Genomic DNA, 21,186 nt, shown 5'->3' on the forward strand with positions numbered 1-21,186 from the left:
CTGATGGCAGCATGCCCCTCTTTATCGGGCACTGCCGTTCACGGGGCAAATCCCCCGTAGTTCGCTGCGGGGGATTTAACTGCACACAATTATTCTTATTTTACCATGCATTTTGCTTTTTTGCCATCAAAAAAGTTGACAGAAAAATGTTTTTCTGCGGGGCAGTCTTATGACATCAGCTCAGCTGCTTTACCCTGTCCGATATGATTGATTCCACATCTTCCCTATTTACGTTAAGAGCGGCAGCCAGTTCCCGGTACAAAAAGTCTTCGGCCAGACGTAAATAGACGTCGTCCTTCGCCGTGTACCGTTTTCCGCCTTCCAGACGTTTCCGGTTCTTCAAATAGATGGTCTTGATAATCCGGCTCCATCCCGTGCACTCATTTGTCTTCATAATTTCTCTGTACTCGTGTTCCGCTCTCTTCTCATCGGCGACCTGTATCATCTCCTGTCCCTGAATTCCGTCAATCAGATTCCATGCCTCCTGTTCCGTAATCGCACAGCGCATAGTAGCGTCCTTTTTATCCACCGGGGTATAGATCGTATTTTTCTCCGAATACAACGGTTCCAGTGTATAGTAAAGCCGGTCTTTCGCAGCCGAATCCATCTCCAGCTTTCCAATCGCCTTCACCACACAGATCCCATAGTTTCCATAGACAACATGGTCATTTACCTGATACATTTTTACCTCCTTTGAAACCAACCAACAGATACCGCCAAATCGATCATTCAGAGACAAAACCGCGTCTGAGAATAAAAAAAAGATGCTTCAGAAGTGATTGCATCCGAAGGCATCAATTTTGATTTACTTCTATTATAGCACATCATGCAGGCATTTGTCAGTATTTTTCCTGGTAATCGCCATACTCACTCCAAAACAGGCTACAGATCACAGCGCACGGCGGACGAAAGGACAGGCTTCTTTGGAACGATCGTAACAAAAAGGTACAGCCTGTCATACTATATATCAGCAGGACAAATCCCTGCGGCTCTTCTTCCCAATCATATAGAAGATTTATCGTGAGTGATTCCGCAACAGCCGCCACAACAGCATTACCGGTTTGATCCTCCTTGCCGGCGCGGACTCTGCTTTCCGCAGGGTGACTGCTGCTTTAGCTTTCCATGTATGCTGTTATCCTGCTGCTGCAGGAGCGGTAAGAGAGAGTAAGATCATGAAGCGCTGTTTTTTTGTTCCTCCAAATAAACAGAGAACGTGATTTACTTCCGACTTCCATGAAGGCCTTGATATAGATAAGAGGAAAACTCCCGCTTTATAACGGGAGTTTTTCACATCCTGCGGAGAGGGGCTGACGCCTGCCCGTTCTTCCGCTTCACCTACATACCAGGATTATGTCCCCAGAAATCGCCGTACCGTTTCGAGAATGCCAGCGCCGCCTCATTCAGCATCGCACTGATGATTCCATACTCAAATTCAGCGATTCCCCTTCCCTCTTCCAGATAGATACCTACCACGGCGTAGACGGTCTCATCCAGTCTCACGGGAAGATAGATTGCCTTCGCACTGGGCAGGGCGCTCGTACTGCATCCGGCCCGCTTTCCATTGCTCATCACCCATCCGGCCGTGGCCGTCTCCTGCTGCTCCTTAAAAAACTCCAGTTCCGATGCCGCCACACCCTTTTTCGGATAAAAATCAGGTCCATTGAAGGAAAGCGTATGATCTCCTTCTCCCCGTAAATAAAAGATGACCGATAAATCCATCAGCTGGACGATTCGCTCCGCCACCTCATTCTCTACATCCCTGATTGTGACGCATCTTCTGAGCCGGGAAGAATTTTCCAGGAGAATCTCCAGACGATGGGACTTTTTTATTAGTTCCTGGGACTGGCGCTTGACGGTTGTGAGCAGCGTTGCAATGATAAATGCCGTAATCAAAAGCATGATCACATGTTCCCGCGCCATCCATATCCCGAATATCCGAAACACAAGAAAGGTGGCCAGGCAGGTAAACGCCGTAATCTTAAGCGTATCCATGTAAATATGCTTATACGCGGTCATTTTCTGCCCGAGGTCACTCATCGTCAGCGCACGCCGTTTTCCAGCCGCCGTCGCATCTGGTATGATGTAAATATCCAGGTTGGGGACGTACTGCGCCACCCGTTCCGCCGGGGTACCCTTGGTCTGCCCCAGGATGATCCGGTGATTCGTTCTTCCCAGGACGATTTTTGACACGTTTGACACCCTGGCATAGGCAGCGATCTGGTATGCGACGTCTTCCCCGTATACCGAGGCAATCTTCGCCCCCAAAGCCTTCGCCAGCTGTATGTTGTCCTCCAGAGCCTTCTTATTTTTCAGAGACGCCCCTGACGTCAGCGGTGTTTCGACATAGAGAGCCGTAAATTCCGCGTGAAATGCGTAGGCCAGCCTCGACGCCGACCGGATCACCTTCGCGCAGGTCGGGGATGGAGAAATACAGGTGAGTATGTGCTCTCCTGTATAGTAGTCTCCTGTCTTTTGATGATTTTTCTTCTCTTCCACCGCCAGATGGTTCACCCGGTCAGCCGTGCGCCGGAGCGCGATCTCTCTTAAGGCCGCCAGCTTTTCCCTTGTAAAGAAATGGTTTACGGCCCGCTCCGCCTGCTCTTTTTTGTAAATCTTTCCCTCTGAGAGCCTGATTAACAGCTCCTCTGGCTCTATATCCACGACCTTGACCTGATCGGCGTGGTCAAACACGCTGTCCGGAAACTTTTCCCGCACGGTAATTCCGGTAATGCTTCCCACAATGTCGTTTAAGCTTTCGAGATGCTGAATATTTACGGTCGTCCACACATGGATTCCCGCGTCCAGCAGTTCCTCGATATCCTGGTAGCGTTTCACATGTCTCAGGCCGGGAGCATTGGTGTGAGCCAGCTCATCCACCAAACAGATCCGGGGATGGCGTTTTAAAGCGGCATCCAAATCGAATTCTCTCAGCATTGTTCCTCTGTATGATACCATCAGCGGCGGAATCGTCTCCAGTTTCTCGGCCATCTTCTGAGTATCCCGGCGGACATGAGGCTCTATGTAACCTGCTGCCACGTCTTCTCCGCTGTCCGCAGCCTCATGGGCGGCCTGCAGCATGGTATATGTCTTTCCGACACCGGCCGCGTAGCCCAGATAAATTCTGAGCTTTCCGCGGCCGCCTTCTTCCTGCTCTTCCTCCTTAAGCCTGGCCAGCAGCACCTCAGGATCAGGGCGCGTGTCATGTTCCTGCATAACCCTATCCCTGCTCTCTCGTGATCATGCCCAATGCTTCCGCAATGTCCAGGTTGCATCCCAGCACGTTGACCGTCTCTTCCCCAAATATGCCCAAAACCTTTCCCGTCGTGTTTCGGTCGATGATATCATTAAGCGCCTCTTCCGTCAGGCCGGAGGCCTTCGACACTGCCCCAACCTGTACCTGCGCGCCCTGAACCGTTATATGAGGGTCCAGTCCGGAACCGGAAGCGGTCAGGAGGTCTGAAGGAATGTCTTCCTGCTTCACATCCGGGTGCGCCTCCATCCAGGCTGCCATATCTTCTTCCACACGTGTCTTTAATTCCGGGTTGGAGTTTGCGTAGTTAAACGATCCGGAAGATACGCCGCCGTAGCTGCCGTCCTCTTTCTCCTCGTCCGTGTAGCAGTTATAGTTTACGGAGGACACTCTTCCATGGAAAAAACGGGAATCCTCGAACTGCTGTCCTACAAACTCCGAGCCTACCGTCTGCTCCTGTCCGTCCACCTGCACCGTAATCAGGCTGCCGTTTGCCTGTTTCGGGAAAAATGCCTGCCCGGCCAATGTCAGCGCCGCCGGATAGACAACGCTGCACAGGACACCCAGGACGATGGTACATATCAATGCATTTTTAAAATAATTCATAAATGATTTCATCCAAATCTCCTTCCATACGCTCTCTGCCCGTTGGTCTACAGGCCCAGCACGGCCAGCAGCGGGGCCACAATCATATCGATCAGTTTGATGCCGATAAACGGCACGATCACTCCGCCGACACCGTAGATTCCCATATTTTTCAGCAGCATTTTTTCCGAACGCATCGGTTTATACTTCACACCGCGCATGGCGATGGGGATCAGGCTCGGGATAATGACCGCGTTAAAGATCAGAGCCGACAATATTGCGCTGTATGGGGTTGTCAGCTTCATAATATTCAGCATGTTCATCTGCGGAATCACCAGCTGGAACATGGCGGGTATAATTGCAAAATACTTTGCAACGTCATTTGCAACAGAGAAGGTCGTTAAGGAACCTCTCGTGATCAGAAGCTGTTTTCCAATCTCGACCACCTCCAGAATCTTCGTCGGATCCGAATCCAGGTCTACCATGTTGGCGGCTTCTTTGGCGGCCTGTGTGCCTGAGTTCATTGCCAGCCCCACGTCCGCCTGCGCCAGGGCCGGCGCATCATTGGTGCCGTCTCCCGTCATGGCTACGATCTTTCCTTCTGCCTGTTCCTTCTTAATCTCGGTTATCTTGTCTTCCGGCCTGCACTCTGCGATGAATCCGTCCACGCCGGCTTCTTTCGCAATGGTGGCCGCAGTCAGGGGATTATCTCCTGTACACATGACCGTCTTGATTCCGATCTCCCTTAACCTGGCAAAACGTTCCGCCAGACCAGGTTTGACCGTATCCTTTAAATAGACGACGCCGTAAACCTTATGATCGGCGCAGACGGTAAGCGGTGTTCCGCCCAGTTTCGAGATCTCTTCCACAATTTTATCCAGGTCCTTCGGGATTCTGCCGCCTTCGGCCAAAACCAGCTCTTTTACGGCTTCTCCCGCACCTTTACGAATTCTGGTGCCGTCAGATAAGTCTACCCCGGACATTTTTGACTGAGCTGTAAATTCAATAAAATTCATTTTTCCCGCCATCGATTTTTCAACGCGGCTGCCCATTTTATAACCCAGATCCGTGATGGATTTCCCCTCCGGTGTGGCATCTTCTAAAGAAGCGAGAACGGAAAGGTCGATTAAATCCATTTTGTCAATGCCTTTCACGGGATAAAAATCTGCAGCAAGACGGTTTCCAAAGGTGATGGTACCCGTTTTATCGAGAATCATGGTGTCCACGTCGCCGCAGGCTTCCACCGCTTTTCCCGACATGGCGATGACATTAAACCTCGTCACCCGGTCCATCCCGGCGATGCCGATTGCGGAGAGCAGGCCGCCAATGGTAGTGGGGATCAGGCAGACCATAAGCGCCACAAGGGTTGCGACCGGAATCTGAACGCCGGAGTAAACCGCAAATGGATAGAGGCAGACTATAACAATCAGAAATATGATGGTCAGGCCGACCAGCAAGGTGTTAAGAGCTATCTCATTGGGCGTCTTCTGCCTGGATGCCCCTTCGACCAGAGCAATCATCTTATCGAGGAAGGAACCGCCCGGCTCCGCTGCTATTCTGATCTTCAGCCAGTCGGACACCACCGTGGTGCCGCCGGTTACTGACGAGAAATCGCCGCCCGCTTCACGAGTAACCGGAGCGGATTCACCGGTAATGGCGGACTCATCAACAGAGGCAATTCCTTCGATTACCTCTCCGTCATTGGGAATCAGCTCATTGATTCTTACAATGACCACGTCCCCCTTCTTTAACTCAGAAGCGGAAACCTCCATTTCAGAGCCGTCGTCCCTGAGTAAATGGGCGATCGTATCCTTCTTCGTCTTCTTCAGCGTCTCCGCCTGGGCCTTTCCACGTCCCTCAGCCACCGACTCGGCAAAGTTAGCAAATAAGACCGTAATAAAAAGGATCAGCGTCACAATCACATTATAGGTTCTTAAGGACGCTGCCGGAAGCTTACCGGCGAGTGCCTGCACATCTCCAAACAGGTTGGGGACGAAGCAGAGAACCAGAGTAATAAGAAATCCGACTTCCACCACAAACATGACCGGATTTTTAAGCATATATCTGGGATCAAGCTTCTGAAACGCTCCGATTATGGAACTCTTTAATATGTCACGCGTTATAAACTTTGTTGACTGTTGTCTCTTTTTTGACATTTGAAATTGCCTCCTAAACTCAACTCTATAACGGGAACCAGTTCGTCAGATGTTCTGCGACCGGTCCAAGGGCAAGTGCCGGGAAGAACGTCAATGCCGCGAAAATATATACGATAAATACGAGTATCAGTGTAAATATCACATTATCCGTTCTGAGTGTGCCGATTGTCTCATTTACCCTGCGTTTTGCAAGGATACTGCCTGCGATTGCCAGCTGTATGATAATTGCCGGAAAACGTCCAAAATACATGGCCAGTCCTGCCGTAATGTTCCAGAATGCGGTATTGTCAGCGAGCCCTTCAAATCCGGAGCCATTATTGGCGGCGGAGGAGCCGTACTCGTACAAGACCTGTGTCAGCCCATGGAATCCGGGGTTTGTAATACCGGCCAATCCTCCCGGCGTTGCAACGGCCAGTGCAGAGAAGCCAAGAATCAGGAGCGGATGCACGATCAGACAGATGGCAACCAGCTTCATTTCCTTTCCTTCGATCTTCTTTCCTAAATATTCCGGCGTACGGCCGATCATCAATCCGCACAGGAAAACCGCAAGGATCACGTACATGACCATGTTCATAAGTCCTACGCCCTTACCTCCAAATACACAGTTCAGCATCATGTGCAGAAGCGGCACCATGCCCCCCAGCGGGGTCAGCGTATCGTGCATATTGTTGACCGTTCCCGTGGTAAACGAGGTGGTCGTTGTGGTAAAAAGAGCCGACTGGGCGATTCCGAACCGGACTTCCTTTCCCTCGTAGGAGCCCATACTCTGATTCAATCCGACGCCTGCCAGAATGGGGTTCCCTGCCTTTTCTGCTGTATAGCAAACGGTGATACCGATCAGGAAAATAATTGCCATTGCTGCAAATACCGTTCTGCCCTGACTGCCGAAAACAGTTTTTTTACCGGTTCCCCGGCGTCTGTCAGCAATCATATGTCCAAAGGCAATCACACAGGCTCCGGGCAGTATCATCATGGAATACAGCTCTGCCAGATTGGTAATAATCGTCGGATTCTCCAGTGGTGTGGAAGAGTTTGCCCCTAAAAATCCACCGCCGTTGGTACCGACATGCTTAATGGACTCCAATGCCGCGATCGGACCGGTAGCAATATCCTGCCATTTTCCTTCCAGTGTATGTACAGTGAAATTCGTCTGGAAGTTCTGCGGCGTGCCCTGCCAAATCAGGATCAGGCCGACGATAAAGGCGATTGGAATCAGAATACGGGTGGTATTTCTGACCATATCCTCATAAAAATTCCCCATAGGCCGCCCCGACAGGCCACGGCAAAATGCCATGCACGCTGAGTAACCGGTTGCCGCCGAAGTGAACATCATGAATATAATAACGGCCACCTGGCTTAAATAGGATAGTCCCGACTCACCGGAATAATGCTGGAGATTCGTATTGGTCATAAAGGATATGATCGTATTATAGGAGAGCGTTGGTTCCATGGCTCCGATTCCGTTAGGGTTCAGCATCAGCAGCCCCTGCGCTCTAAGTACCACATATCCGATTAAAATCATTACCGCGTTGGTCATAATAAGGTTCAGTGCATAGACCTTCCAGTTCATACTCTCACGGTTGATCCGGCAAACCCTGTAAATCAAATTGTCAATCCTGTCAAATACCGGATCTGCAAACGTCTTTTGCTTCGCTGCCACATGATACAGATAAATTCCAATGGGGATTACCAGTATCATATAGATAAGCAATGTCATCATAATCTGAAACATTTCAGTTATTCCTCCTCATATCTTCTGCCCTACAGTCTCTCAGGATTAACCAGGGCATACACTAGATATGCCGCCAATCCCGCAATGATAACGCCTAAAATCACCATACCGCTCACTCCTTGTCTGCTGAATTGTCTCTTCATAAATCTTTCGTGCTGCATTCCCATTTATTCGCTTACACGTCTTATTTCTTTGTCTTCGGATCCACCTGGGAATCGCACCAGTTTACGAACAATTTCATGAGAATACAACTGACTAAAATAGTTCCTATCATGCAAATGTCCATCATGCCCTTTACCTCCTTAATCTGTTCTGTAACAGATTCTTATTCTATCATCACTCCGTATAAACATTCCAAGGCGATTCCAGTGATTGCTATAAATATTCTGTAAATAAAGAAAAGCCCCGCTCTTTTTGGAGAAGAGTAGGACTTTTCTGTGTTTTGGGAATTATTTATTTGACCTTCTATATAGATGTGTGGCTTGGCTTCATGTCAAGGAGGGATACCGATTTCTCTCCGCCCGCCACTGCTGTTATCTCACCGTTATACCTCACTCGCCATCGCGCATAAACCGCAGCAGCCGATCCACATCCGCCGGATCTGAGGCCACCAGCTCCAGCTCCTTTACAAATTCCGTATCCAGAAGCCGTACCATTGAAATATACTGGGACAGCCTGGACTTTAGATTGATCCGGTCGCCCTCGGAGGATACGAGTTCCACCGTTCCGCTGCATTCATCCCGTATTATCTGAAACAGGCGTTCCACATTCTTCACATTCTCGAATTTCATAATACCATCTCCTTTTACAGGCTATAAGTTTCCCGGACATCCGCATCATCAAATATGATATCGAGATATCTGGCCACCTCTCTTAATACTGGCTTATAAGAGCCGTATGCACAGCCGAGATGGTGAATGTATGGACCAAACATCAGCTTCTCTTCCCACCGTTTCCAGTCGTCTACTTCCAGATAGACGTAGGTTCCGTTGGTCTCCGGCCCTTCCGTCGTATCGCCTTCCCCGGCAAACAGATAGTACTTTCCCTCCGCGTCGTCGAACCGGCATGTGGTCATATGACCCGGCCTCATCCGAAAGCGCTCCTGCCCGTCCACCAGTGCGGCCGGGCTGTCCTCCGCCTTTAAAGAATAGGGGAATGGGCCGCAGTGCCACAGCAGTTCTGAATTGTCATGAATCGGATTGCGGATTGTCAAATCAGCCAGGAACGGCGGCTTCTCATACAGACTGCATGCCCGCAGAATCGCAAGGGTAATCGCTCCATTAACATCCGCCTCACATGCAAGAGGATACCCTTCATCCGCCATCTCCCCCAGTGCCACACACGGGCATACACCGATCAGGGAAGGAAAGGCGGACCAGCATTCAAACGCACCCACGGAACAGTCATTTTCCCGCATAAGCTCTGAAAGCGCCAGCTTCGTGGCCGCTGCCATTTCCACCAGTTCCTCTCTCATCGCATCTGTGTTCATACGCGCAGTCAGATCGTTGTAGTAGGAAAGAAAATCCTCCGCTTTCTTTTCCACAATCTCCTTTGCCCGTCTGCTTACCTCAGCAGGGGAGATGGGAATCACCGTAACCCCCATGCGGCGGATCAAATCGGCTTCATTCGTCATGACGCTCATAAACGGAACCGGGCGGTCGCCTATTTTTGCCAGACGCAGGTTCCGAAGTGCCTTCAGCACAGCCGCCGTTCGGATAAACCGGTCATATCCCTGTGCAAATGCATCGCTCTCCGTCTCACAGTTATAAATATAGCTGAACTTCACACCATGGCGCCTGAGCACCTTAGTCGCAGCGAACATTCCGCACTGGGTATCCCGTCCCCGGCTTACGTCCGTATTCGGCCTCTCGTCCCTGGCTCCCCAGATCAGCACCGGAAGATGAAACGATGCCGCAATCTGTGCCGCTGCCTGTTCCTCTCCGAAATCACAGAACGGGAGGAAGAGCGCATCAATCCCGGCAGTCATAAATTTCTCCACGATTGCGGGTGTCTCCTCCGTCCTCCAGCAGATTCCGTTCTCGCTGATATCATCGATATCAATGATATCCACTGATTCGGACAGAGTTTTTCTGATCACCGCCATAAAACGATTCTTTTGGCGAACAGCTTCTTCCATGCTTAGAAAGCTTCTCTTAACCGGGGCTACCCCCAGTATAACCTTCTGCTGATACATGAGCATTTCCCTCCTATATAATCAGTACGCCCTTTTTATCCTCTTCCTCAATCCTCAAGTACACCATATCATTCTGAAATGTCCTTCCTGGAAGCATACAGATTAAATGAGCTTCCGGTTCATTCACCGGATACTGTCCTCCATGGACGATCATGGGATTCAGTTTTACAAAGGTGTGTTTGGGAACATAAAATCCTTCCAGATTCTCAATCCTCAGTTCTCCCATTTCCGGTACGCCCACATAGATAATCACATCATCGTCAAGGGGGACCAGGCCTTCGCACGTATATTTATGGTATTCCAGAAAGTCCACGACCATCCGATCCTGTTTATAGACATGACAGCAGGAGACCGTAGGCAGGGTAGTTTTTCCAAAATCCAGTGTCAGTAAATCGGGATAAAAATCTCCGCACGGAATTACTCTGTTCTTCATTTCCGCATCGGCTGTCAGTTTCTGATATACACCATACTTTCTAAACGCCTCATCGCTCAGACACCGCACCTTAATCTCTTTCATTACGTTCCCTCCTTCACAGGCAGGCGAAATCCGCCGCCATCTCCATCAGCATGTCTTCAACCTGAGGGGCGTAACCCAGACGGTCAAAGGTGCCATGAACAATTCCTCCATAGCGGATATGCCGTACGCTCACTCCCGCATCCTGCAGAATCTTCGTGAACAGCTCACACTCCGGTCTTAAGTAATCGTATTCCGCAGTCATAATTAACGTCTTCGGGAATCCCTCAAAATCCCCCTCAACCGGATTGATATACGGAGTGTGGATATCTTCGTTATCCTCTAAATACCAGCCGCATACTTCTCTTTTCATCGCCCCGGTCGTCTCGATCTGTTCCTCAATAATCCGGTTTCCGCCAGGATTGTCAAACATTTCTCTCTTCCACACATAGTGTGGATTACTCATATCCGGGTCCCACACGACAGACGGGTAGATAAGGCCTGCATAGGAAATACAGCCAATCCCTTCCTGTCTGTCCCAGAGAGTTACCGTAACAGCCATGGTTCCGCCCGCACTGTCTCCGGAAATCCCAATCTTCGTCCTGTCCACGCCGAGCATGCCTGCGTTTTCCCATACCCATCGGACCGTCTCGCAGCACATGTGAAATGCGACCGGATACTTCACTTCCGGCGACAGCGGATAATCTACAGAGATAACAACGGCATCTGCCAGTTCGGCAAAACGCTTACACTGATTCTCCACGGTCAGTGTATCGCCTCCGAAGAAGCCTCCTCCGTGAATAAATATCAGACATGGTTTTTCTGCTTTCCCGCCCTCCGGTGTATAGATCCACCTCACACCTCTGTATCCATCCTGATCCATAGAGACGAATCTGGTTCTGACTCCGGAACTTCGATCCAGAGTCCTCCAGCCGAACTGATATCGCAGCTGTTCCAGCAGGGTATGCCCCTCTGGATTATCCATTCCAAGCAGCTTGTCCTGATTTCTTAACAGCTCCGGGTCAATCTCGCCAGCCTGCGTCTCGAAATCTTCCCGTGTCAGCGTCGCAGCAGCCTCCGTCCTCGGATCGAGACAGCCTTCCTCCCGGTCATAACAGCTGCGGACCGCAATCTCTGCCCCGTCTGTACAGATCCGCCTTTCCCCGGCTTTCAAGCTTACCAATAGTTTCTGATACAAGTTTCTGTCCATGTTGAAGCCCCTCCTAATATTCTGCAATCTCCAGGCGTCTCAGCCCTTCACCTGTAGAGGTGGGGGAATGCTCGCTTGTTTTGTTAAATTTCATCACACTCCGGTAGAATGCCTTTCTCAGTTCAATACCGGAGTAGTCGATCGTGTTGTCCTTTAAAAACTGTTCCACCATGGCACGGTCAGGAATTCCCACTCTGCCGCCCAGACTGGTACAGTTGATGTACGATACCGCGCTTGCAAATCTTGCGCAGTATTCCAGCTCCCAGCCCTGACTGTGTGCGTATAGGAAGCCTCCGTGAAATACATCTCCGGCTCCTGTCGTATCGACGATTTTGTGTCCTGAAAACGGAGGGAGCCTGAATGTATTCCCTGACCGGTCCGCCCCTGCGCAGCCTTTGGATCCCAGCGTCACTATGACGATCTGCGGCCCTTTCTCAATCAGACGTCTGCAGTTCTCCACGTAATTCCCGTCGTCAAACAGCGCGCCGTAGAATTCCTCCGATATAATCAATATATCAGAGTTTGTCACCAGGAAGTCCGCTTCGGCCGTATACGCCCCTCCATCTGCCGATACGAGAACCCCGTTCTTTCTTGCTAACTCAACAGCTCTTTTCTTTGCAGAGCATTCAATCATACTGGTGTGTATATACCTTGCCCCTGCGATGTAGGACTCATCCACCTGTACGTCGGTCAGAGGTCCGTTTACGCCCATCTTTCCCAGAAAACTCCTGCCTTTTGTCTCTTCCTCCGCCAGACAGATGGTAAAGGTCGTCCCTCCCTCCTGTGTATACAAATGAGAGACATCCACACCGTGGCGGACCATATCATCACGGCAGAATGTACCGAATTCGTCGGTACCCACCACTCCCAGCATACTGCACTTCGCCCCCAGACGGGCCAGCGCCGCAATGGCGGAAGAGGCGTTTCCTCCGGACTGCCATAAATAATCGTGCATGACACTCATGGAATCCGTTTTTGGCAGCCGGTCAATGCTCACCGCAAAATCCATGATTGGATTTTCCACCCCAATTACATCATAAACCTTCTCCATGACAGACTCCTTTTACAATACGATTTTCGAAAGTTCCAGCCTGCCCGCAATATATTCGGTCAGCCTTGGCTGGATATATTCCGGGAACCCAAAGGGATCCGCCTTCGAAAAGTCCTGTGCATAGAATTCCTGATTTAACCTCGTATTTAAATTGAAGAATTCCGTTCCGATGTTGATCTTGTTGATTCCATTGGAAAAGGCCTGCGCCAGTTGGTCATCCGGAATACCGGTACCGCCATGAAGAACCAGAGGAATATCCGAAGCGGCGCTCAAGGTCTTTAAATGTTCAATATCCAGTTTTGGTGTGCTCTTATATAACCCATGCGCGCTGCCGAAAGACACGGCAAGAGAGGTGACTCCCGTCTTCTCCACAAACTCCCTGACCTCGTCCGGTCTGGTAAAAAACTCCTTCCGGCTGAATTCATCGGAATCGGCTGCCGTTCCCACATGTCCCAGCTCACCTTCCACATCAACATCGAAATTCCGGGCGACTTCCACCACCTTTTTCGTAAACGCCGCGTTCTTCTCAAACGGAAGTACGGAGCCATCTGCCATCACAGATGGGAAGCCCTCATGAATCGCCTCAAGAATCATGTCAAAATCGCTGCAGTGATCCAGATGCAGCCCTACCGGGACAGATGCACGTTCTGCGTAATATCTGGTCACTTCCGCAAACACACCGAAGGGCATGATATTTCTCATACCGGGATACAACATGACAATCACCGGTCTTCCGGCAGTCTCCGCACCCTTAATCACAGATTTAATCATATTGACATCCGCGGCGTCAAACGCGAGCACACATGCATGGTTCTTTTTTCCCATTGCCAGCAGTTCTTTTACTTTTACGTACGGCATTTCATTCCCCTCCTACATCTCTTCCACGGGCTCGACGCTGTCATGTGCGACCGGGCCCAGATACTTACAGGCTTCCTTTAATACTTTTGCAAAGCTGCCGTGAATTCCGCTTACATGATGGATATACGGTCCATACATCAGCTTTTTCTCCCATTTCACCCAGTTCTTCACTTTGAACCAGACGTAATTTCCAGTTGTCTTTGGACCTTCTGTTCCCTCGCCTTCATCAGCCAGAAGCATGTAGTTTCCATCATCCTGGTCGAACCGTACCACAGTAAGCGGTCCGCCTTCAATCTCATACATTCCCTTACACTCTCTGACAGCCGGAACTGTTCCCTTCCTCACAAGTGACTTTGCAAAAGGCCCGCAGTGCCAGAGAAGTTCCGCATTATCGTCCTCCGGATGGCGTATGGTGACATCAGCGATAAACGCCGGAGTGGCGTATCTGGCTGCTGCCTGCAGCAGAACCGCGCCAACGGCCGCATGAATATCCGTCTCACATGCCGCAGGCAGTCCCCGGTCAAACAACTCCGCCAGCACAAAACAGCTCGGGATTCCATAGGAATCCTGGGAGAAGCCCCAACAGTCCACCGCTACCGCCTGACATCGGTTCACTGAGGCAAGATCCATAATGGCAGCTTCTAAATATGCCATCTTCTCCACTGCCTCGTGGCCGATCGAAGACCAGTCCACGGCTTCCTCGATCTCTTTCACGATATTGGCAATCCGGGGATCCGGTAACATTCCCTTTCCTGACGGAAGAGGCGGCTGTCCCATGGGAAGCTCACAGCCTTCCGGTGACAGAGGCATGTTTCTCTTTAATTTCTCAACGGTACGTTTTACCTCCTCCGGCCAGATCGGGACAATCTCAATGCCGAATTTAGAAAGCAGCTCCGATTCATTAATCTTGACGGATAAGAACTGCCGCGGCCGTACTCCGATCTGACCGATCCGCATGCCTCGGAATGCCTTTACAACGGAAGCCACCCGCAGGAATTCTTCAAAACCACGGTCCAGCACCTGGCTGTCCAGCCAGCAGTTTTCTATGTAGGTAAACGGAACATGGTAACGCCTGAGAGCTCTGGAGGTTGCAAACATTCCGCACTGTGTGTCGAAATCTCTCGGGCCGGTCTTGCCGGACTGATCCGTCTCCGGAGAAGGATCTCTAGGCCCCCATAAGAGAACCGGCTTTCCGATCTCCGCAGCAGTCTTTGCTACCACTTCCTCCTGTCCGAAATTACAGTGCGGGAAGACGATCGCGTCTACCTTCTCCGCCCGGAATAAATCCACGACCTTTCCCACATCACGAAGATCCCAGAGCATACCGCCGTCGACCACCGCATCTATGGTTACCAGACGAATATCTCCATTACTTTCCGCCATCTCTTCAAACCGCTTTACCACCCGGTCCTTTAAAGCAATTGCCGGTTCCGGCGGGAACATATCCCTGCGGACCGGAACCATACCGAGTACGATCGTTCTGTCCTGTGTATATCGAATCATAAGTTATCCTCTCCGCGAAGAAACACTTAGCGTTTCTTTGCATATTTACGAACGTCAATAGCTACTGCAATTACGATGATTGCTCCTTTTACAACATTCTGCCAGTATGGATTGATTCCTACGAAGGTCATTCCGTACTGAATTACGGTAAATACCGTAACACCAATCGCTACACCAGGAACCGCGCCGACACCTCCGGCCACGGAACAGCCGCCAACCACACAGGCAGCGATGGCATCCAGTTCATAGCCCTGCCCATAATTGTTAGTAGCACCGCCGGTTCTGGCCGCTTCCAGCGCTCCTGTAAGTCCATAAAATGCTCCGGCGATAATATAGACGATCATAATAATTCTCTGGACGTTGATTCCTGAGACTCTGGCTGCCTCCTGATTGCCGCCCACGGCAAACAGCGTCTTTCCAAACCGGTGATAATTCAGCACAATGTGACAGGCGATCATCAGAACGACCGCGATGATTAATATGTATGGTATGCCGAAGAAGGACCCGGTCCCCAGCTTTGAGTATGTCTTTAAAAAACCGCCTAACGGCTGGGAACGGTTGGGCTCCATGTTATAGTAAATGGAGATTCCGCCGTAAATGATAAGCTGAACGCCCAACGTGCCAATAAAAGCGGGAACATTTAACTTCGCCACTACGATTCCGTTTAACAGCCCCATAGCCATCCCCATCAGAAGACAGGCAATGATCGGAACGATAATCGGAAGTTCCTGCAGATTAGGGAAAAACTTATTGGCGTAAGTGGACATCTGTGCAAGTGACCCCGCCAGGACAGCCGCCGCGCCGAGCATACGGCCTCCGGACAGGTCAGCACCGCCGGACAGAATAACAAACATACACCCCATTGCCATAATCAGTCTCGTTGAAGACTGCATTAAAATATCCCGAAATACACGGAGGGACAGAAATGCCGGATTCTTTACTGTTATCAATATAATAATTGCGATTAAGACAAGATAGATCGCATTGTTCTGCGCCCATTTCTTTATATCAATCTGCTTCGTCTGCATGATATTAACCAATCCTTTCTCCTTATCCGGGCCCGGACGTACCCACCGCCGGTCCCCGGCAGATTTAACTCACCTTGCTGGCAAACTGCATAATCTTGGAATCATCAATGTCCGTTCCTTCCAGGAAACCGGTCACATGCCCTTCGCACATGATCATCACCCGGTTTGACATTCCCATAAGTTCCGGCATCTCTGAGGAAATCATAATAATGGACTTTCCCTCCTTTGCCAGATTCAGCATGATGGTATAAATTTCGTATTTGGCACCGACGTCGATTCCTCGAGTCGGCTCATCGAGAATTAAAATATCCGGGTTTGTCAACAGCCACCTGGCAAGAAGCACCTTCTGCTGGTTTCCGCCCGATAAATCGGCAATTCTCGTGTCCCTGGTCGGTGTCTTTATATTCATGGTTTTAATATACTCGTCCGTATCCTGGCGGCATTTTTTCAAATCCAGTATTCCCATGACATTGCTGTATTCTCCAAGCTTTGCTATTACTGTATTGTCCAGCACGCTTGCCCCCGGTATGATTCCCGTCGCCCTTCGTTCTTCCGTCAGAAGTCCGATTTTATTGGCAATGGCATCCGCCGATGATTTGATGGAAATCTTTTTTCCGTCCTTATAGACCTCGCCCGACTGAACGCTGCGGATTCCAAACAGCGCCTCCATTAGCTCGGTTCTCTGTGCTCCCACCAGTCCGCCCAGCCCCAGGATCTCCCCGCGGCGCAGCTGAAACGAGCAGTCCTGAAACGACATTGGATTGGGGGAGGTGAAATTTTTGACCTCCAGAACCACGTCTCCCGGCTTGTTGTCAAGTTCTGGAAACCAGTTATCCATCTGACGGCCCACCATCCGGTTTACAATCAGTTCCTCTGTCAGTTCTTCCGCCGGCCACGTTCCGATCTTGCAGCCGTCACGCATAATTGTCACTTCATCGGATATCTTGAGAATTTCATCAATTTTATGAGATATGTATACAATTGCAATTCCTTCCGAGGTCAGCTTACGGATTACTTCAAAAAGCGTAGCGGTCTCTGTCTCTGTAAGAGATGATGTGGGCTCATCCATGATAATGACCTTCGCCCCATAAGAGATCGAGCGCGCAATCTCACCAAGCTGCAGCACAGATGACGAAAGTTCGATCGCCTGTGTTCTGGGGTCTACGTTCATATGAAGCTGGTCAAAAAGCCGTTTCGTTTCTTCATACATCTTCTTATGGTCTATAAAAGAGAGTCCCGCGATCTTCTTCTCCGGCATCCGACCTACCCAGATATTTTCCGCTATGCTCCTTCTGCGGATCGGATTCAGTTCCTGATGAATCATGGATATTCCTGCTTCCAAACCCTGACGGGGATTATCAAAGTGTACTTTTTCTCCTTTAAAATACACCTCTCCCTCATCCGGATCATACAGGCCGAAAGCACATTTCATCAGAGTCGATTTCCCCGCGCCGTTTTCTCCCATCAGAGCATGTACCGTTCCTGGCCTCAGCGTAAAAGAAACGCCGTTCAATGCCTTTACACCCGGAAAGCTTTTGCTGATGTTTTTCATTTCCAATATGATACTCTTATCTTCCATACTGTCTTCTCCTGCTTCTGTTTATACGGTCATCCCTTCGCGGCAGCCGCCAGACGGGCCTGCAGGCACATCCGCCCGGAATACGGTCCGCAGAAATAGCCGTGACAATGAGCGTGGACCGGTATGTATCATACCGGTCCACCAAAAAAGGACTGGCGACTATTCGTATTTTGAAAGATCCGCGTCTTCAAGATTATCCTTGGTTATCGCCACATAATCCAGCCATACCCGTTTGTGTTCGTCGATATCGTATCCCAGATTTTCTGATGTGATTTCTTCTCCTGCTTCCAGAAGTTCCAGGATCTTATAGATACATTTCCCCATGGTTACCGGATTGTTTAATGAGGTTGCCAGCATCGTTCCGTCCTCCAGTGCCTGAAGCCCTACTTTGGTCGCGTCAACGCCGAGTACCGGAATGTAATTACTTTCGTCAGTAAAGTATCCGGCTGCCTTCAGCGCCTCAATTGCTCCGAGGGCCATGTCATCGTTGTTGGCAAATACAATGTCGATATCATCCGCATTAGCGGAAATTACGGAGGCCATCTGATCCTGCGCCTTTGCTCTCTGCCATTCGCAGACAACCTCCAGCAGGCAGTTAGTTTCCACGCCGGCTTCCTTGACGGTATCGATGGAATACTTGGTTCTCATCTCCGTATCGTAGTTTCCGATCTGCCCCATCAGCATGACGTAATCCATCTTGCCGTTTCCATTGCGGTCTGCCTCCGGATGCTCTTTCCAGTATTTTGCCGCAGCCTCTCCCTGCACGACACCGGACTGCTCGGCCGCAGAGCTGACGAAATAGCAGGGGCCGTAAGAATCCATCTCTTCGTCCGAAGGAGAATCGGTGTTCCAGAAAATAATTGGAAGGTCCGCCTTGCGCGCCACATCGATAACCTGATCCTTCGCATTCGTATTGATATTGTTGATCACCAGATATTTACAGCCTTTTGTCACAAACGCGTCCATGGCGTTCATCTGAAGGCCCACGTCAAACTGGGAATCGGAAGTCTCGACAGAAACAGTACCTGTTTCCGCTGCTTTTAACACAGTATTGCGTACATTGGCAATATGGGTATCGGAATACATATAGCATGTCATACCTGCCACCGGGCGCTCGGCCTTTGATTTGCCTTCCGTGGCCGCGGCTGCCGCTTCTGTGGCCGCCGTCCCTGTATCTCCTCCTGCCGTGGCGGGAGGCGTCTCCGCCGCCTTCTGGGAACATGCTGTCATAAATAATGCTGCTGTCATGGATAATGCAAGTGCCTTTTTAACTGTTTTTTTCATATGCTTCCTCCCGTTTTAAAAACCTATATTTAATCTTACCAGTTCCTGGTCCAAAGCCGCGATCTCATCCTCGGCCAGTTTCCACTCGAACGCCTTACAGTTCTGGGCTGCCTCCTGCTCATTTCTGACACCGCAGAGCGCCGTTCCCACGAATTCCTTCTGAGTACTCCAGTTAAGCGCCACCTGCGCCACGGGGACGCCGTGACCTTCGGCGATCCGGTCCATGGTCTTTAAAAATTCCATGATTTTTGAAAATACCGGTTCCCTGAAGAAATCATAAAATGTCAGTCTCATATCACCCGGTTTGAAATCAGGCATGGTACGGATCGCACCCGCCAGTATTCCGGAGCCGAGAGAGCCATAGGTCATAGAATCGATTCCTCTTTCATATCCCCACTTCATCAGACCGGTAAACTTCTGGTTTACCATGGAATATGGGGGCTGCTGAACATCGATATCGGCGTATTCCTCTGCTGCCAGAATCTGTTCCTCACTGAAATTGGATACGCCGATGAACCGTATCTTTCCTTGTTTTTTCAGTGTGTTTAATGCCGCCATGGTCTCATCAATGGGTGTGTTCACATCCGGCCAGTGGACGTAGTAAAAATCGATGTAATCCGTCTCCAGATTCATCAGAGAGCTTTCCACCTCGCGCATGACGCTCTTATAGCTGGCGTGTTTTATGTATTCGCCGGAATAGACGTCTGTGATCAGGCCAAATTTCGTGGAAATAAGAATCTGATCTCTCGGAATCCCCCGAAGTGCCTCCCCCACAATCTTCTCAGACGCACCGTTTCCATAGCACGGCGCCGTGTCTACGAGATTGACGCCCTGGTCAATCATGGTCCGGATCGCTCTTACCGAATCACTCCGGTCAACCTGGCCATAATTCTGGCCGCCGATCGCCCAGGTGCCCACCGCCAGTGCCGAGACGGATACATCGGCGTTCTTAAAATGCTTGTACCTCATAACTGCCTCCTCCTTTTTCTTATATGTGAATTTTAATAATCCCCCAAGTTTCTTTACTGCTCTATATCGAAAAGGTATTTGTCACCAAACAGACAGGTATTCAGCGCGTACAGTGCCGCCCCGGTTATAAATCCTCCGTCTGAATCGCTTATCTTCGAATATGTGACTATCCCTGTCTCTGCGTTGCCATAGGAAGGAAAAATCCTTACCAGATCATTCAGTTTCTTTTCAAAGTATTCTCCCCCGTAAGCCAGCAGTCCCTGTAAAATAATCTGCTGCGGATCATACATCAGAACGATATTATAAATCGCTCTCGCCACATAAACGGCAAACTCATCCACCATGACCCTGGCCAGCGGATTACCGCCATTGGCCTCCCGGAAGACTTCCCGGATATCCCCTGCTTTCCGCCGGTCCAGGATGACAGACGGATACGCCGCCTCATGCTTTTTCCAGATCGCTCTTAAGGATTCCGGTGACATCATACTCTCCAGGCACCCGTCGTTTCCGCAGACACACGCTCTGCCCTGATGTGTCTCTACCAGAAGGTGGCCAAATTCACCCTGATAACCGTGCCTGCCATACAAAAGTTCCCCCTTCTCAATCACACAGCCTCCCACGCTGCCCGCGGAGTGCATAAATAATGCAGCCACTGTCTTGTGATTCAGGGATGGGTCCTCTAACAACTCTGCGTACCCCAGAAAACGTCCCACATTGTCAATAATAATTGGAAATGAAAATTGAAGTTCTGTCCGAAGAAATTCGCAAACGGGAAAATCGTTCCTGCGCTTTGTTCCAATAGGAAACATACATACTCCTCTTTTTCTGTCAACAACGCCCCCGCACGCCACTACCATCATACAAATCTGTTCCTTGCGGATACCGCTTTCTTTCAGCAGAAGCCTCACTTCAGACACGGTAACCTCCATCGCCAGATTCCAGCCGTTACACTTGCTGATATCAGCGATATCCCGTACTCTTTTCTGAATGACGCGGCACTTCATATTGGAAATATTACAGCTGATAAAATCGTTTCCTATAGTTACAATAATGGTGTAACGGAATGATGCATTCATGGAAAAAACTCTGGGGGGCTTTCCTCCGGCGGTCGTCGCGTCCCTGGTGCCCACCTTTTTCAATACCTTTTCTTTGCACAGTTCATTTACAATCTGAGTGGCCGATGTCCTGCTCAGTTCCAGCCGCTCAGCAATCTCCGGTATTGTCATCTCCGTATTGTTCTGAAGCAGTGCGACAATCGCCTTCTGGTTTCTTCGCTTGATATTCCTGGGCTTTTCTGCCTTCACCTTTCTTGCATCCAGCATGGTGAATCATC

The 21,186-nt window shown here is 50.1% G+C and carries 18 protein-coding genes; all 18 read right to left on the bottom strand.

Annotation, left to right across the window (positions count from 1 at the left end):
* Positions 1–175: 175 nt before the first annotated feature.
* Complete coding sequence (locus H8S80_RS27975; protein ID WP_055653280.1) at positions 176–682, bottom strand: CarD family transcriptional regulator; 507 nt, start codon at positions 680–682, stop codon at positions 176–178.
* A gap of 653 nt (positions 683–1,335) precedes the next feature.
* Positions 1,336–3,213, bottom strand: coding sequence for a sensor protein KdpD (locus H8S80_RS27980; protein WP_117630574.1), 1,878 nt, complete (start codon positions 3,211–3,213; stop codon positions 1,336–1,338).
* 4 nt (positions 3,214–3,217) lie between these two features.
* A complete protein-coding gene (gene kdpC / locus H8S80_RS27985) occupies positions 3,218–3,868 on the bottom strand; it encodes a potassium-transporting ATPase subunit KdpC (RefSeq protein WP_002604923.1) in 651 nt (216 codons plus the stop codon).
* A 35-nt stretch (positions 3,869–3,903) separates the two neighbouring features.
* Positions 3,904–5,991, bottom strand: coding sequence for a potassium-transporting ATPase subunit KdpB (gene kdpB, locus H8S80_RS27990; RefSeq protein WP_117630573.1), 2,088 nt, complete (start codon positions 5,989–5,991; stop codon positions 3,904–3,906).
* Between the two features lie 25 nt (positions 5,992–6,016).
* On the bottom strand, positions 6,017–7,723 hold the full coding sequence (kdpA, locus tag H8S80_RS27995) for a potassium-transporting ATPase subunit KdpA (protein ID WP_117630572.1): 1,707 nt from the start codon (positions 7,721–7,723) through the stop codon (positions 6,017–6,019).
* 29 nt (positions 7,724–7,752) lie between these two features.
* Positions 7,753–7,890, bottom strand: a complete 138-nt coding sequence (gene kdpF / locus H8S80_RS35195) for a K(+)-transporting ATPase subunit F (protein ID WP_373263466.1) — start codon at positions 7,888–7,890, stop codon at positions 7,753–7,755.
* A 384-nt stretch (positions 7,891–8,274) separates the two neighbouring features.
* The gene (locus tag H8S80_RS28005; protein ID WP_002604927.1) at positions 8,275–8,514 is read right to left on the bottom strand and encodes a hypothetical protein; all 240 of its coding nucleotides are present in this window, start codon (positions 8,512–8,514) and stop codon (positions 8,275–8,277) included.
* Between the two features lie 14 nt (positions 8,515–8,528).
* Complete coding sequence (locus tag H8S80_RS28010; RefSeq protein ID WP_117630571.1) at positions 8,529–9,917, bottom strand: L-fucose/L-arabinose isomerase family protein; 1,389 nt, start codon at positions 9,915–9,917, stop codon at positions 8,529–8,531.
* Between the two features lie 13 nt (positions 9,918–9,930).
* Complete coding sequence (locus H8S80_RS28015; protein ID WP_025531557.1) at positions 9,931–10,434, bottom strand: hypothetical protein; 504 nt, start codon at positions 10,432–10,434, stop codon at positions 9,931–9,933.
* A 13-nt stretch (positions 10,435–10,447) separates the two neighbouring features.
* Positions 10,448–11,581 (bottom strand): alpha/beta hydrolase, encoded by a 1,134-nt coding sequence (locus H8S80_RS28020; RefSeq protein ID WP_117630570.1) that lies wholly within the window; start codon positions 11,579–11,581, stop codon positions 10,448–10,450.
* Between the two features lie 13 nt (positions 11,582–11,594).
* Positions 11,595–12,632, bottom strand: coding sequence for a carbohydrate kinase family protein (locus H8S80_RS28025; RefSeq protein ID WP_187049080.1), 1,038 nt, complete (start codon positions 12,630–12,632; stop codon positions 11,595–11,597).
* 12 nt (positions 12,633–12,644) lie between these two features.
* Positions 12,645–13,490 carry a class II fructose-bisphosphate aldolase gene (locus tag H8S80_RS28030; protein WP_117630568.1) on the bottom strand — a complete coding sequence of 282 codons (846 nt, stop codon included), beginning with the start codon at positions 13,488–13,490 and terminating at the stop codon, positions 12,645–12,647.
* A 12-nt stretch (positions 13,491–13,502) separates the two neighbouring features.
* Positions 13,503–14,993 (bottom strand): L-fucose/L-arabinose isomerase family protein, encoded by a 1,491-nt coding sequence (locus H8S80_RS28035; RefSeq protein ID WP_117630567.1) that lies wholly within the window; start codon positions 14,991–14,993, stop codon positions 13,503–13,505.
* 26 nt (positions 14,994–15,019) lie between these two features.
* Positions 15,020–16,033 (bottom strand): galactose/methyl galactoside ABC transporter permease MglC, encoded by a 1,014-nt coding sequence (mglC, locus tag H8S80_RS28040; protein ID WP_243010372.1) that lies wholly within the window; start codon positions 16,031–16,033, stop codon positions 15,020–15,022.
* A gap of 52 nt (positions 16,034–16,085) precedes the next feature.
* Positions 16,086–17,600 carry a sugar ABC transporter ATP-binding protein gene (locus H8S80_RS28045; RefSeq protein ID WP_029467176.1) on the bottom strand — a complete coding sequence of 505 codons (1,515 nt, stop codon included), beginning with the start codon at positions 17,598–17,600 and terminating at the stop codon, positions 16,086–16,088.
* A 159-nt stretch (positions 17,601–17,759) separates the two neighbouring features.
* Positions 17,760–18,884 carry a galactose ABC transporter substrate-binding protein gene (locus H8S80_RS28050; protein ID WP_025531553.1) on the bottom strand — a complete coding sequence of 375 codons (1,125 nt, stop codon included), beginning with the start codon at positions 18,882–18,884 and terminating at the stop codon, positions 17,760–17,762.
* Positions 18,885–18,899: 15 nt separating this feature from the next.
* A complete protein-coding gene (locus tag H8S80_RS28055) occupies positions 18,900–19,853 on the bottom strand; it encodes an aldo/keto reductase (protein WP_117630566.1) in 954 nt (317 codons plus the stop codon).
* Positions 19,854–19,906: 53 nt separating this feature from the next.
* Positions 19,907–21,175, bottom strand: a complete 1,269-nt coding sequence (locus tag H8S80_RS28060; protein WP_117630565.1) for an ROK family transcriptional regulator — start codon at positions 21,173–21,175, stop codon at positions 19,907–19,909.
* Between the last annotated feature and the right edge of the window lie 11 nt (positions 21,176–21,186).

The sequence above is a fragment of the Hungatella sp. L36 genome (assembly GCF_014288035.1).

Coding starts and splice junctions, on each gene's coding strand:
- H8S80_RS28060 (WP_117630565.1), bottom strand. CDS start 21,175: ATGCTGGATGCAAGAAAGGTGAAGGCAGAAAAGCCCAGGAATATCAAG.
- H8S80_RS27980 (WP_117630574.1), bottom strand. CDS start 3,213: ATGCAGGAACATGACACGCGCCCTGATCCTGAGGTGCTGCTGGCCAGG.
- H8S80_RS28055 (WP_117630566.1), bottom strand. CDS start 19,853: ATGAGGTACAAGCATTTTAAGAACGCCGATGTATCCGTCTCGGCACTG.
- H8S80_RS28020 (WP_117630570.1), bottom strand. CDS start 11,581: ATGGACAGAAACTTGTATCAGAAACTATTGGTAAGCTTGAAAGCCGGG.
- kdpB (WP_117630573.1), bottom strand. CDS start 5,991: ATGTCAAAAAAGAGACAACAGTCAACAAAGTTTATAACGCGTGACATA.
- H8S80_RS28005 (WP_002604927.1), bottom strand. CDS start 8,514: ATGAAATTCGAGAATGTGAAGAATGTGGAACGCCTGTTTCAGATAATA.
- H8S80_RS28030 (WP_117630568.1), bottom strand. CDS start 13,490: ATGCCGTACGTAAAAGTAAAAGAACTGCTGGCAATGGGAAAAAAGAAC.
- H8S80_RS28010 (WP_117630571.1), bottom strand. CDS start 9,917: ATGTATCAGCAGAAGGTTATACTGGGGGTAGCCCCGGTTAAGAGAAGC.
- H8S80_RS28015 (WP_025531557.1), bottom strand. CDS start 10,434: ATGAAAGAGATTAAGGTGCGGTGTCTGAGCGATGAGGCGTTTAGAAAG.
- kdpA (WP_117630572.1), bottom strand. CDS start 7,723: ATGTTTCAGATTATGATGACATTGCTTATCTATATGATACTGGTAATC.
- kdpF (WP_373263466.1), bottom strand. CDS start 7,890: ATGGGAATGCAGCACGAAAGATTTATGAAGAGACAATTCAGCAGACAA.
- H8S80_RS28050 (WP_025531553.1), bottom strand. CDS start 18,884: ATGAAAAAAACAGTTAAAAAGGCACTTGCATTATCCATGACAGCAGCA.
- H8S80_RS28045 (WP_029467176.1), bottom strand. CDS start 17,600: ATGGAAGATAAGAGTATCATATTGGAAATGAAAAACATCAGCAAAAGC.
- H8S80_RS28035 (WP_117630567.1), bottom strand. CDS start 14,993: ATGATTCGATATACACAGGACAGAACGATCGTACTCGGTATGGTTCCG.
- H8S80_RS28025 (WP_187049080.1), bottom strand. CDS start 12,632: ATGGAGAAGGTTTATGATGTAATTGGGGTGGAAAATCCAATCATGGAT.
- H8S80_RS27975 (WP_055653280.1), bottom strand. CDS start 682: ATGTATCAGGTAAATGACCATGTTGTCTATGGAAACTATGGGATCTGT.
- kdpC (WP_002604923.1), bottom strand. CDS start 3,868: ATGAAATCATTTATGAATTATTTTAAAAATGCATTGATATGTACCATC.